Here is a 12,921-nt window from a genome sequence, read left to right on the forward strand (position 1 = left end):
TTTCGTGGCTTCATAACTTTCGACGACTGCGCATCCGCTTCGAACGGCTTGCATTCATCCATGAAGCCTTCATGAAAATTGCCTGCTGCATCATCTGCTGGCGAAAGCTGAAGAACTCATTTTGTTAACGCCTCTTACTGCTACTGCCCTCCCATGTAGCATCTGGATAGGAACTGTTGCATTCGTGCCATGGCCATCTATTCTTGGAAAGATCGGGGTCTGAATCTCGCCCTTTGCCAGTCCTTTTCTACTGAACGGCGCAAGCAATACGATCGAATTAAATATCCGGGAGAATATTCCATGGAGATTCTAAAACTTGTGATTATCCTTGGCTCCATTTTTGGAATGGCCAAGGGTATCCAGTTCTTCAGCCGCCATTGTCGGCACCGATTTGGCTACCGCTTTTTCACCGCACGCGGATTCTGGCTTGCTGCCATTGGCATCAATCTGCTCTGGTGGGGATACGTCGCGTGGGGCGCAGCCTTCCTCCATCATGAACCGACGTCGGGTGGCGTCGTCCTCATGGCATTGGGCCTGGCAGCAGTCGCCTGGTTGATCTACGAAAACATCCGGGACACGAACCTACCGTATGGCGCGGGTGGATCGGTCCTCCAGCTCGCGCTGTTTTTCCCGGTGGCGCTCTACGGTGTTCCCCTTCTCGTGATCGCCCTGCTGCTTTTGCTCTTCGCGACATTCAAAGGAACGCCGGCGTGGCTCATCGATCGATGAGCGATCCCGGTCGAGCGAGACTGCATGCCCGACCTTCCTCGCGACCAGCAGCCTCTAGACTGTCTGCTCACCCTGTCAAAACAGCCCCATTGGCTCATCCGCCCTGCTCCAACTGTAGAAGATCAGTTCTCCACGCGGTCCAAGGGCCTCCGCACCGCCGACCATGTACAGAATTTCCACACGCTCAAAAATCATCGTTGACGTCGTTCAATACCTCGCCCCCTGCCAGCGGCCGCATGAAGAATAGCGCCGCGGCGGCGGCAAAGACCTCGACGTAGCAGGTATGCGGGGAAACCGGGGAATCAGGATATCGGCACGACGACGGATGCCGCCGATCCACGACATGATATGTGCAGCCGTTACGCCTTCCCCACATCAACGCTCCACGTCCGGCCCGTCGACATACGGACGATCTGTGGTGTCCGACACCTGACGACCCGATTGCTCGCGTCGGGTATCCAGCCCGCGCCCCAGCATCGGCCGGTCTCGCTGCACTGGCATGTCGCCAACGAAATACGCCATTTCAACGGCCATTGCACGATCCTCACGCGCACGCGACCTCGCCATCGCGTAGGCTATTTCTCGCCAGCCGGCAAATACACCACCATGGGCGATCCAGCCTGCGTCGCGTTGCGCATCAGTCGGCCACGGCTTCCAGTATCGCGGCGTTTCACCGCGCGCGATCATATGAACGACGGCAGGCTTCGGATACCGCAGCGTCACGCCACGCGCGCGCCGGGGCGTCGCATTCGCCTCGACACCGTGCTCACGCAACATTTCCGCAAAACGCTCGCGCCAGCGCTGGAGATCCTTGTGACGCGGATTCAGGCGACGACCATCCGGGCCGCGCACCTGCACACTCAGATGCACGTGTGGATGTGCCTCGTCGTCGTGCGCGGCGAATACGTATGCGCGACCATCGCCGAACTCAAGCGCCGCGAAGTCACGAGCCGCATCGCGCACCGCCTGCCGGTCCGTCCCCGGCGGCATCGACAGCAGGATGTTGAATACCTCCCGCCGCGTGCTGGTCTCCGGAATACTCCATCCGCCAAGCTCCCAAGTCTCCGTGAGATCGCGCAGGGCATCCTTCCCCGCAATACGCTCGCCGCTCTGATCTTCCAGCTCGATTCTGCCATTACGCGAGATATAGCGCAGATGCCGACGCACGGCACCCATGCCCTGCGCACTTGCCGCCTTGTTGGTGATCTTGACCATGACCTCCGGGGTGCGCCTGAGCGTGCGGGCAATCTGCGCGCGCAGGCGGGCGGCCCCGTCCCGAATGTCCACACGCGAGAGCCGCGACGCACGTGCGTGCCGTAACGGCTCCTGAAACAACCGATCGCCCCAGTTCACGAGCATCGCATCGATGTAGACTTTTGGGTAAGGCATGTCAGCGACTCCATCGATCAAGGTTCGCGCGCATGACGGCCGCCGTTGCACGCAGGTGGTCCTCGATGTGTCTTCGCATCTCCGACCAATCGATCATCAAATTCCGATGCGAGAGTTCCGTCCCGCTGGCACGCGCCAGTTGGCCCAACAAGCGGCTGATCCCGGCAAGCTGCTGGCTGGATACCGCCAGTGCGCGCATCTCGCGCTCGCCCAACTGCGGCTCCTTCGTCAATTGCGCACGGATGAGTGACACGATCCATCGATTCCCACTGAGGCCCAACGCAGCCGCGAGGTGTTCGATCGCGCCCAGTTCCGCCGCGGTCAGCCGGATTTCGATGCGACTGCGCGACTCCCCAACGACCGGCCGGGGCAGGCCCGGCAGGATCGCGCCGGACTCTTCATCAGCATCCTCACGGACAGCAACCGCGATCAATTGCCGCACGCCTTCGGCCGCTGTCAAACCGCGGCGTGTGCACCAGTCGTCCCAGCGCCACCTGACGGCCCCGAGTTCGACACACAAACGCTCGCGCATGACCACGACTCACCTCAGCGTGACGGCGACGAGGATGACGGTTCAACGGGTGTCCGGTCGATCTCGCGGACAGGCGTGCGTTCCGGAGTGGAACGCTTACGACGATCCCGGCCCGATGGTGCGGCCGGATCAAACACCTTCGGTATCGGAACCGGAATGCCTTCATGCTGGAACGCTACGAGCATGCGCTCCGCGCGCTGCTGCACGCGGGCAACAGAACGTTCGCTGAAGCCCTGCTCACGCATGGCGGCCATCAGCACGGCGAGATGCAAGGCCCGTTCGCTTTCCGGATATCCCGCGTCACGACGGCGAGACTGTTCCTCCACAGCAACACGCCCGGCATCCGGACCGTCGGATCGTGACGGCGAAACGGAGGCTGCCCGATCCCGGTGCGCGACCTCCACCTGCCACGTATTGCGATAGACGTCCTTCTCCTCTTCGCCAATCACTTTGCCTTCCTCATCAAGGATCGGCACCCGCAAAGTAACGAGGCGTTTGCCGAGATTTTCGAGGGTCACCTGCTGCCCGATCTGGACATTCGCTTCGCGCACTGCCCGTTCGAGATCGACGCCCCACACCACCTGATCGATGCCGGCCTCGTCGCGAAACACGACGTAGTACGAGTCACTACGCGCGGGATTGTGCTGGTACGGAGCACTCCCATGCTCACGCAATTCGCCGACGTACCGTCGAGGGGCATCGGCCTCGTCGTTGGCGGCGTTCCGGTTTGCTGCAGGGATGGGCGGCTTCGATGCGAACGCATGCACTGGCGCGGACGCCGAGGCTCCGTTGATGGTGTCGCCTGTGTCGATCCGAGGCGTCGACGAAGCCACGGCAGGACCGCAATCCTGCACACCTACGGTAGCCGTCGCGCCGACCTCCGGCACCGCCGCGACGCGATTGTCCAGCCGCGCCTGCCGGGCATCCGCCAGACGCGCGAGGTCTGCGGCCTTCGGCTCGTAGCCGCTCACCTCGATACCGAGCAGCGTGCCCTGCAACCACGCCTCGCTGCGAAATGCCTCGTGTCCCGACACGCGAATGCGCCGCCACGATTTCGCCTGCGCCATGTCGATCATCGACTCGACCACGTCGGGCCGGTTGTGTTCGGTAACGAGGTACGGCCCCAGATCCTCGAACGCAAGCTGATACGGCGCATCCTTCAGGAAATACTGGTTGCCCGCGCGCAGATAGCGCTTGCGCACGCGTTCGGGCGGATGGTCGAGCGGCGCACGGACCCGATCCGCCTCGACCGTCGGCCCGGTTGGCGATCGGGTATTGGCCTGCTGTGGCGTGACGGCATCGTCACGGATCGCCTGATCGCGCAACCGCGCGCGGGCAGCATCGAACTCGCGCCGGCGTCGGGCAGATACCGCACCCATCGCGGCCGAGTTCAGCCTGTCCCGACGTGCGTCCGCAGCCGCCGGGCCGCCGCCGCTGTTGCCCGGCACGTCCGGTTCGATCACGTTGATGACCGGATCGGCCTCGTGAGCGGAAGTTGTCTGAGCCATGTCACCACCTCGCATCCTCAAGATCGGCGTTGCACGTGAGCACAACTGCCGTCTCTTATCGGTCGGGCGTCGAGTCTGCTTCGCGCGACGCGTTCTGTTCCCGGGATTTCTCCAGCGCGGCCGCCCGCGCCTCCCGGATACGTGCCCAGGATCTCGCCTGCAACTGGTCGAGCATCCCCTCCAGATTCGGGCTGTAATTCAACTCGCGGGCGGACTTCTTCAGCGAGCCGACGGCCCGTTCCAGCAGTTCGCGCGCACGGTCCCACGGATAGACCCGGGCCTCGCCGCCGTCATAACCGACCTGCAACTCGGAACCGTTCAGCCGCGCGTTTTCGTCCATCCACTTCAGCCGCTCGGACACGAAGGTCATCTGATCCTTGCGATGGAACACGACGCTGCGCGTCGCGACCTCCTGGATCAGATAGTGTTCCGTGTTGAACACCTCGCCGCGATAAGGGCCACCGTTCTCGCGCGGCGTCCCCATCCTGAGCGGCGAGCCGAACCGGTGCTCGGCCAATGCCCTGACCTCGTTTGACACGTCACCCACGCCAAACAGCGGCTCGCCGACCGGCGGGCGCGTCGACGCAAACCGCGGCGGATCCGCAACCGGCGCAGCAGCCGGCGACGACGCAGTCGCATCCACCGAAGAGGGCGCCGAGCAGGATGCCCCGTCCGTTGCTGGCACCTCCGGCGCCGCCTGTTTCGGCGCACTAAGCTTCGAGGACCGGCGACGGGGCTTCCCTTCCTCGTCGGCCAGCAGCCTTTCCTTAACGTTGCTCATCATCCTGCCCTCCTCGCGCTCATCCACCTCAACCACTGTCATGCCGGATGCGGTGGAGACACCCGGTTGACCCTCCGCCTTCACGACAGAGCGGATCACGGCGCGCAGATGTGCGCCGACGGCATCAAAGCCCGACAACACCGCCATGTCGCTGAAATCGGTCGGCACCTTGTCGTCGATGCGCGCATCAGCGGCAAACGCCGGCCAGGCCACACGGGCGTGAGCCGCTTCCGCAGCCTGCCGCGCCTGCGCCTCGCCACTGCCCAGTTCGCCGAGTACGATCAGGTCTGCATCGGGATATCGCTCGCGAAGGTTCGTTGCCACCATCGACAGATTCCCGCTCGAGAGCGCCGCCACCGCGGACCAGCCTGTCGCGCGCGAGGCGGACAAGGCCGTCGCCATGCCTTCAGCGATCAGGATCCGCGACGATTCATTCGTCGGAACCAGTGTCGGCTCCGTCATCCAGTAGCCGCCCCTCTTTACGCCGCCGGCCAATGATGATTTCCGCCCGTGTTCGTCGATCAGCTCCAGTGTCGAGATCGGCCCGTTCCAGACCGGCACGATCAGCACGCGCCCCGTCAGAGGTTCTTCCTCGCTGGCCGGCGCATAGCCGAGCAGTGCGTGCAGCTCCAGTGCATCCAGCTCGTGCAGCGTGTCCATCGGCTCGAGGCGCTTGCGCACGAGATACGGATGCTCCGGCCCGACCGGCCTCGCCCACTGCCAGATCGACACGGCCTCGCGCGCCACAGCGGCATGGCGCGCCTGCCGTTGCGCCTCCTCGCGCGCGCGTTGCGCCAGCATCTCCGGAGACGGCGCGAGCGCGGCCGTCATGTTGTCCGGATAGTTCGTTCGCTTCAGGTCGAAGCCATGCTGGCGCGCCTGCCAGAACAGCGTGGCGAGCGTCTTGCCGCCCGATGCGCGGACCGAGCGCCACGTAGTTCGCGCCGCGTGCTCGTTATAGTTAGCGGCCGTTCGACTCCACGCATCCCAGATTTCAAAACCCTCGTCGCCGAAGCCCTGCTTGAGCGCGAACGCCATGTCGACCCAGGTCTCATAGTCGTCAGCGGGTATCACGGCAAGCGCGGCACGCGCACGGTCCGTCTCATCCACGTAGGGGGTCGTCATTGCAGCGCTCCCATGGCTCGTGAGACGTCCGCGGCTGCGCGCCGCTCCGGCTCAACAAAATCGAGTTCCGCCACATCAAGATCGTCGACGCTCAGATGACGTCTCGCCTGCACCACCTGGCGGGCCGGGACACCCAGCAGCATGAAATGCCGTTCCACGTAGGCCACGGCCTCCTCCTCTCTGATGTCGGCGAGGTTCGGCGGCAGGTCACGCGGATCCCATGCTTGCAGCACTTCCAGGTATTCGGGTGGCGGATGGATCAGCCCCGCGCCGTCCGGATCGATCTCGTTGGGATGCAGATCGCGCAGCCGGCGCTCTACCACAGCGCTGAAATGGGCCAGATTCAGTGCGGGCACGGAGGGCGCGGCCATGACGCGCGACGCAAACTCGGAATCGCGCCAGTAGCAGATCTTGTCGGCCAGGATCGGCCTGGTGTTTTCGAGGACGACGATTTCCTTGTCTCGACCGAGTTCCTTCAGCTCCTGCGGCAACAGCAACGGCCGGCGCTGCTCTGACACGCTTTCGCTCGACCCGCCCCGGCTCCCGAAAAATCCGCTCGGGCGGCTGACGCTGCGCGATTGGTCCGTGAACGTGCCGAGCATTTCCGAGTAGTCGTTCGCATCCTTCTGCTCACGCGGCGCATAGAGGATCTGCATCGCGTGGTTCGTAATGAAGGTGCGCGCGTCGGCTCGTCCGTAGACCGACTCGAGTTGCGCGATCGACTGGACGATCGACAGGAGACGCAGGTTGTAGCCCGCCATATAGGCGACCGCGCGCGCGATGATGTGGATCTTTCCGATCGACGTCATCTCGTCGAGCAGCACGAGGCACTGGAATTTCAGCGCGGGATCGGCTTCGGGCAATTGCTTCGTGTTCAGGTTGACCAACTGCGAGAACACCAGATTGACGAGCAGCGCCGCCTCCGACAGATGGTCGGGCGTGATGCCGATATAGACCGACATCCGGCGGCGACGGACATCGCGCACGTCGAAGTCGTTTGCACTGGTTGCCGCGTCGACAATCGGATTGGCCCAGATCGTGAGCGGCGCGTTGAAGGTTGCCAGCACACTCGCGAGCACCTTGTCGTCGTTCGACAGGAAGCGATTTAACGCATCGACACATTGCCCCGAGAGCAAGTCGCGATGCTGCACCAACGCGCGCTGCAGCCAGGTTTTCACCGGCATGCCATTGCCTGATGATTGCCGTAGTACTTCCCCCATCGTGACCGGGTAGTCGGGAATCGACGTCCCCCGACCGGCCCGGCGCGCGTCATGCCATTCGCACAACAGGAGCACGATGCCGAGGAACAGGTTTCGCGCCTGGTCCTTCCAGAAGTCATCGTGGCCACCCGGCGGATAGAGGGCATAGCCGATCGCAAGAATGTCGCCCACCCGGAACAGGCCGTCCGAGATCGCCGACAGTGGATTGTAGCGATGCGTGTGGCCGTCTTCGGCGAACGGATTGAACAGGTATACATCCTGTCCATGCGCTCGTCGGAAACCGGCCGTGGCCGCATAGTTTTCCTGCTTGATGTCGAGCACCACCACCGAATCGGGGAAACTGAGCAGATTCGGGACCACGATGCCGACGCCCTTGCCCGAGCGGGCGGGCGCGGCCAGCAGCACGAACTGCTGCCCCGTGAAGCGCAGGTAACGCCCGCGCCATATGCCGACGACAATCGCGGGCGTGGTATCGAGGTGCGTGTGCATCGTCATAGCAGCCCCGCCCGACGGATGTCCGATTCGCTCGCGAAACGGGCGCTGCCGTAGAGACGACGCCGGTTCGTGCTTGCCCATAGCGCATGCAGACCGAACACTGGCCCACCGAAGGACAGGAGCACGCCAAACAGCGCCGCCCCCGCGAGCTTGCGGCCGACGTTCGGCATCATGCCGTGCCGCCAGGCCAGCGTCGCATCGAGCCAGCCCCACAGTCCCGCATGCAGCGGATTGATCCGCAGGCTGGCGTACAGGAAAAACGACGCGAGCCAGAGCGATGCGGCTACTCCACCCATCAGGCAAGCCAGCACGGCCAGCGTCATGGCGGCTGTCCTGGTGTGCTGAAGCAGAGAGGAAGACGTGTGGTTCATCGCAGCTCCCTAGACGAACGCGGTGCGTGCCTTGCGCACCGGGTCGAACCAGACTTCCGTCATGCCCCACTGCCTGCCGGTCTGCTCGCCCGCTGCATTGAAAACCGCGCGTGCATCCATGTGCGCGACGACATCGATGGTCAAAAACAGCAGGCGCTTGAGCGCGGTATCATCCCAGGCAGCGGCTTCCGGGTGTTCCTTCGCCATCAGCGCAAAGCGTTCGATCGCGACCGTCGCATTGGGCGCGTGGTAGCTCGTGATCGAACCCGCGTGACCCGTTGTCAGGAGCTTCAGGAAGTCATAGGCTTCGGCGCCGCGCAGCTCGGCGAGCAGCACGCGATCCGGGCGCATACGCGTCGTGCTCGCGATCAGATCGGCGGGCGTCACGCGCGCCTGGCCGTGGCCGCCCTTGCTGTACAGCAGGTGGACGCAGTTCTCGATGTGCCGGATGAACAGCTCGCGGACATCCTCGATCGTCACGATCCGCTCGGTCGCCGGGATCGAGCGGCACAGGGTCTTCATGAAACTGGTCTTGCCGGATCCCGTATTGCCGACGACCGCGATGTTGAGCCGACCCGTGACCGCCCCGTCGAAGAAGGTGCCCCAGTCGTGCTCTTCTAGGCATCGAACCAGCCTGCGGTCTTCGGCTCGCAATGCTGGCAACGCTGAATCAAGCCCATCCGGACGATGCCAGACCGTGTCGTCGAACAGCCCCTCGTCACGGTACGCATCGAGCGTCTTCTCGCGTGCGGACGGCCGACGGATCGTCACCGACACCGTTCGCGGCGGCACGACCGGCGGTACCACGATCTGGATGCGCGCATCACCCGGCAGCAGCGCCGACAGTATCGGATGCTGGGCCGAGATTTCCTGACTGGTCAGCGTGGCCACCGCCACGGCGAACGACATCAACCGGTCGAAATCGAGTTCGTGGCAATCGTGGCCATACCAGCCAAGCGCATTCTCGGTCAGCACACGTTGCGGCCGGTTGATCACCAACTCCGTCACGCCAGAGTCGTCGAGCAGCGGCGCGAACGGACGCATCAGCTCGCGCACCGAAGCGTCATCGGGTAGCCGGGCCAGCACCGGGTCAGGGGATGCATCCGGCAGGTGGATATGCGGCATCATCGCGTGCCCTCCGGCTCCAGGGCATACACCGATCCGAAGTCCAGATCACGCGCGACGACGATCGTGAACTCCGTGCCCTGGTTCTGTGTCAGCGTCGGCGAAATATTGATCGTGCTGTCGAGCAGGCGCGTGGCCAAGTCGTTGCCCTGCTGCTGCGTGTTCTCATACATCACCGACCCGCTGGAGTTGCCGCCGCGGGTCGACAGATAGCCAATCGCGTCCTGGGTGAGGCCGAGCAGCATCGCTGCGCCGATGCGCTGGCCCCAGTGGTTGTCCACGTAACCGTCGATGCCCATGCGGCCGAGCGCGTCGGCCGCGGGCGAGTCGATCTCGACCGTGACGCCGTGGGGTGTCTCGATACGGGCCGACAGCACGAACACCCGCTTCTGGCCTGGCGACAGGTTCGAGCGATATTGGCTGCTGATCTGCGAACCCCGCTCGATCAGCACGACACGGCCATCGTCCGAATACACGTTCTTCGTCACCGTGCACGTCGAGATGCCGGCCTCGGTCGAATCGAACGCCGTATCGCCCGCGCAGTCGATCTTGGTGCCCTGCGCGAGCATAAGACTCCGGTTGCCCAGCGTCCCGGCCCGAACGCGCTGCGTGACGGTTGGCGTCAACGCCTGGGCGAGCGCGCCGCCGGCCGGCCCCTGGGCCAACGCTCCGGCAGCGCCGCTCGCCGCGACCACAACTGAGGAAGCCGCGCCCGCCATCCCGTCTGGCAGCCCACCCGCGGACTCCTGTCCACCGCCCGTTGCGAGCAGCGGCGCATCAAAGTAGCTGCGGGTTGCCGCCGCGTGTGTGGCGCGAGCAGGCGCGGCAGCCACGTCCGCACCCGACGCCGGCGTGGAAGGAGCCGCAACCGCGCTCGGCGGTACCGGGGCCGAGGCCGCATGATCGACCGACGATGCAGGCAGATCCTTGAACACGCGTCCCTGGGAAGACGTATCGGTTAGCGTGTCGCGCCTGGCCTTCGCTTCGGCATCGTGGCGCGCGAGAAAGCCATGCAACGTCCAGACGGCGCCGGCGCCGACCATCACCACGATCACGACCGGCGTCAGCCACCAGGCGCGTGGGCGGGCACCACGGTATTGACCCAATGCGGGCATACCGCGATCCCGAGTAGCACCCGATGTCGCCTCGTTCTGACCACTTCGAGGCACCGAACCGGGCGCATCGTCGGGTTCGATCACATTGCGCGGGGGTTGGTCATTCATCATCGTGACTCCGCGGAACGCGTTTTACCCCGTTGACCGTCGTGCCGTCATGAGGTGGCACGCCGTCCATGTCGTAGGCGTCGTTCCAGATGCCCACGACCTCATTGCCGAGCCGCAGCACAAATAGTTTCGCGACCTCGTGCACAACGATCGTGTCGCCTTCGACGTGCCTGTCGACCACGCTTTCCGTGCCGTCGTCGGCCACCCGGAAAATCGCCGGCATGCGTCGGTTGTTCGGGATACGCAGATAGGTAAAGCGCCCGTCGTCCCATGCCGCGGTCGGTGCGATGTCGTCGGAGTCCGGCATGACCTGCATCGAGTACCGCGCGTTACGCACGGTGGGCAGCTGCGCCAGGCGCTTCGCGACCCGCGCCGCATCCGAATCCCCTTGCGCCTGCTTCGCCAGCTCATCCGGATAGACGAAGCTCACGCGGTACATCTCACGGTCGTTGCCAAACCTGGCCTTGAGCGGGAGCACCACCAGATCGAAGCTGTAGCTGTGCCGGTCGGTACGGATCTCGAGATTCGAGGCGTGCGCGGCGAGCTGCGGCTTCAGGTACACGTCGTGATCGCCCCTGTTCGCGACCACCTGCCAGCCGTCCCGGTCTCCGGGCGCGACGACCAGGATGTGCTCGTGCGGATCGAGAGCGATGTGCGTGGCAAAACCGCGCTGCGCCTCGATGCGCACAACGTCGTCCGCGCGATAGATCACCTGGCGAACGCGCGAGTCGTCATTCCATCCAGGCAGGTCGAACGCGTAGGCCGTACTTGAGAGCAACCCAGCAGCGAGCACCACGACTAAAGCAGGCGTTCTCATGGCGTGCCCCCGACATTCGAGGCGGATGCCGCAGCGGGCGGCGTATATTCGGGGTCGCGACTGTAGGCCGTGACCTTGAAACCGAACGGATTGGCAATCGCCACGCTTTCACGCGTGAATACGGGCGGCTGGTAGGTGTAGGCCAGCGTGATCACGAAACGCTGCGTGGGTTCGGCATGGGCCTCGCCGTTTTTGAACGATGTGCGCTCGACATGCACGACTGCATGCCCGGGTTCGTCGGGCGGCAGCGTGATCGAGAGGAGCCGGATGCGCCGCTCGATGCCCGGCCCTAACTGCCGGTCCAGCGCATCGGGGCCGCTATAGATGCCGCGGTAATCGCGAGCGACCACGTCGTCGCTCATCGCAAGGACGCTGTCGTAGTCCATCTGCAGCAGCCCCCAGTCGTAGCGCTCGCGTGCGCGCACATAGGTTTCGACCCAGTGCTTGTCCTGGATCTCCTTCGTCTGCACGTGGCGAGCATCGAGCACGTCGATCACCTGGGATTCGCCCGTCAGGCGATCGACCTCGATGGGCAGCGGCACCACGCGATAGAACGGCACCATCACCGCCAGCGCAGTGGCGCTGAGCACGGCGACGCCGATCGCCGCGTAGGCGACATGCCACGCGCGCCGTTCGGAACGCTCCTGCAGGTGGGTCAGCGACGCCTCGATGTCGAGCACGCGCCCGTAATCGTGCGACGCACTCATGACCGGTCTCCGGCATCCGGGGACGCGTGCCGATCCGGAACCGCCGGTACCGTGGCTGGTGCTGCAGTTGGCACATCGGGCACCGGCGGCACGCGGTTGACCGGCACACGATGCAGCCCGTCCGGCAACATGGGTTTCGTCGACCCGCTGCTGCAGGCAGCCAGGCTCCAGGCGACGCAGCAAGCGAGTGCCAAAGAGGTCAGCAGGGACATGGTGATCTCCTCAGTTTCCGAACGACGCCGGCACCATCTGGTCCTGCAGCCGGTTGGTCCTGGCTGCCCGGCTCAGCACCAGTTCACTCTGCTGCTCGGCCGTGAGCTTGTCCTCGGTTTCGGCCAGCATCCGGAAGAGCTGCAGCTTCGTCATCTCGTTGCCGACCGCCGTGGACTCGGTCTGGATACGCGCCTGCAACTCCGCGATGCCTTTCTGGTCCTGCGTCACGTCGATCTGCCGCGCGAGGCCCTGGATCTGGTCCAGCTCCTGCACCTCGGTCTGGTAGGCTTGCAGGCCGAAAGCCTTGTCCTGATAGGGCTTGTTGAGCGCGCGTTGGCACACCTGCTGATCGATCCCGGTCTGGTCCTCGCAGTTGTAGATCTGGCTGGCCGAGCGCAGCGCCTGCGCGCTGCCTGTCAGGCCCGTATAGCCGCCGTTCTGGATCGCCGTATAGACGCTCTGCCAGTTCGACGGCAACGAGTTCGCCACGACCGGATTGCTCAGGAGTGCGCCGAAGCCGCGCGTGCCGACCGTCGACTGGTAGATCTGGATCTCCTGCTGCACTTCCTGCTTCAGTTGCTCCACCGAGGCAATGGCCTGGATGACGTTCTGCGCGTCATAGACCGGGATACCCTGCCCGTAAGCACCCACGCACCCTGACGCCCACACGCATGCGGCGCTCATCC

12 protein-coding genes and 2 pseudogenes are annotated in these 12,921 nt (G+C 64.4%); 2 read left to right on the forward strand and 12 right to left on the reverse strand.

Translation table 11 applies throughout. From position 1 onward, the window contains the following. Nucleotides 1–128 (forward strand): annotated as a pseudogene (locus AB3X94_RS14650) (IS5/IS1182 family transposase); the annotation flags it as partial. 61 nt (nucleotides 129–189) lie between these two features. Continuing rightward, a complete protein-coding gene (locus AB3X94_RS14655; protein WP_368611917.1) occupies nucleotides 190–729 on the forward strand; it encodes a hypothetical protein in 540 nt (179 codons plus the stop codon). A 196-nt stretch (nucleotides 730–925) separates the two neighbouring features. Here the strand turns inward: AB3X94_RS14655 and AB3X94_RS14660 are convergent. From AB3X94_RS14660 to virB5, 12 genes and pseudogenes are all read right to left on the reverse strand, one after another. Next, a pseudogene (locus AB3X94_RS14660) lies at nucleotides 926–1,074 on the reverse strand (DNA adenine methylase); the annotation flags it as partial. Between the two features lie 30 nt (nucleotides 1,075–1,104). Further along, complete coding sequence (locus AB3X94_RS14665) at nucleotides 1,105–2,118, reverse strand: relaxase/mobilization nuclease domain-containing protein (protein WP_368612089.1); 1,014 nt, start codon at nucleotides 2,116–2,118, stop codon at nucleotides 1,105–1,107. A 1-nt stretch (nucleotide 2,119) separates the two neighbouring features. Next, nucleotides 2,120–2,650, reverse strand: a complete 531-nt coding sequence (locus AB3X94_RS14670; protein WP_221313923.1) for a plasmid stabilization protein — start codon at nucleotides 2,648–2,650, stop codon at nucleotides 2,120–2,122. A gap of 14 nt (nucleotides 2,651–2,664) precedes the next feature. Continuing rightward, nucleotides 2,665–4,158, reverse strand: coding sequence for an LPD7 domain-containing protein (locus tag AB3X94_RS14675; RefSeq protein ID WP_368611918.1), 1,494 nt, complete (start codon nucleotides 4,156–4,158; stop codon nucleotides 2,665–2,667). Nucleotides 4,159–4,213: 55 nt separating this feature from the next. Further along, nucleotides 4,214–6,064: a PriCT-2 domain-containing protein gene (locus AB3X94_RS14680; protein WP_184225661.1), complete on the reverse strand. Its 1,851-nt coding sequence runs from the start codon at nucleotides 6,062–6,064 to the stop codon at nucleotides 4,214–4,216. Beyond that, nucleotides 6,061–7,779: a type IV secretory system conjugative DNA transfer family protein gene (locus AB3X94_RS14685; RefSeq protein WP_368611919.1), complete on the reverse strand. Its 1,719-nt coding sequence runs from the start codon at nucleotides 7,777–7,779 to the stop codon at nucleotides 6,061–6,063. Before AB3X94_RS14685 ends, AB3X94_RS14680 begins: the two co-directional genes overlap by 4 nt. Then, entirely contained in the window at nucleotides 7,776–8,150 is a 375-nt protein-coding gene (locus AB3X94_RS14690; protein WP_368611920.1) for a hypothetical protein, read from the reverse strand. Before AB3X94_RS14690 ends, AB3X94_RS14685 begins: the two co-directional genes overlap by 4 nt. 9 nt (nucleotides 8,151–8,159) lie before the next feature. Next, nucleotides 8,160–9,278 carry a P-type DNA transfer ATPase VirB11 gene (virB11, locus tag AB3X94_RS14695; protein ID WP_368611921.1) on the reverse strand — a complete coding sequence of 373 codons (1,119 nt, stop codon included), beginning with the start codon at nucleotides 9,276–9,278 and terminating at the stop codon, nucleotides 8,160–8,162. Beyond that, nucleotides 9,275–10,498 carry a type IV secretion system protein VirB10 gene (gene virB10, locus AB3X94_RS14700; protein ID WP_368612090.1) on the reverse strand — a complete coding sequence of 408 codons (1,224 nt, stop codon included), beginning with the start codon at nucleotides 10,496–10,498 and terminating at the stop codon, nucleotides 9,275–9,277. Before virB10 ends, virB11 begins: the two co-directional genes overlap by 4 nt. Continuing rightward, nucleotides 10,491–11,315: a TrbG/VirB9 family P-type conjugative transfer protein gene (locus AB3X94_RS14705; RefSeq protein WP_184225657.1), complete on the reverse strand. Its 825-nt coding sequence runs from the start codon at nucleotides 11,313–11,315 to the stop codon at nucleotides 10,491–10,493. The genes virB10 and AB3X94_RS14705 overlap by 8 nt, the downstream gene beginning before the upstream one ends. After that, the gene (locus AB3X94_RS14710) at nucleotides 11,312–12,022 is read right to left on the reverse strand and encodes a virB8 family protein (RefSeq protein WP_368611922.1); all 711 of its coding nucleotides are present in this window, start codon (nucleotides 12,020–12,022) and stop codon (nucleotides 11,312–11,314) included. Before AB3X94_RS14710 ends, AB3X94_RS14705 begins: the two co-directional genes overlap by 4 nt. A gap of 222 nt (nucleotides 12,023–12,244) precedes the next feature. Beyond that, nucleotides 12,245–12,919 carry a P-type DNA transfer protein VirB5 gene (gene virB5 / locus AB3X94_RS14715; protein ID WP_260325872.1) on the reverse strand — a complete coding sequence of 225 codons (675 nt, stop codon included), beginning with the start codon at nucleotides 12,917–12,919 and terminating at the stop codon, nucleotides 12,245–12,247. Nucleotides 12,920–12,921 lie beyond the last annotated feature (2 nt).

Origin of the sequence: Paraburkholderia sp. BR10923 (assembly GCF_040948765.1) — a bacterium.
Taxonomy (GTDB): domain Bacteria; phylum Pseudomonadota; class Gammaproteobacteria; order Burkholderiales; family Burkholderiaceae; genus Paraburkholderia; species Paraburkholderia youngii.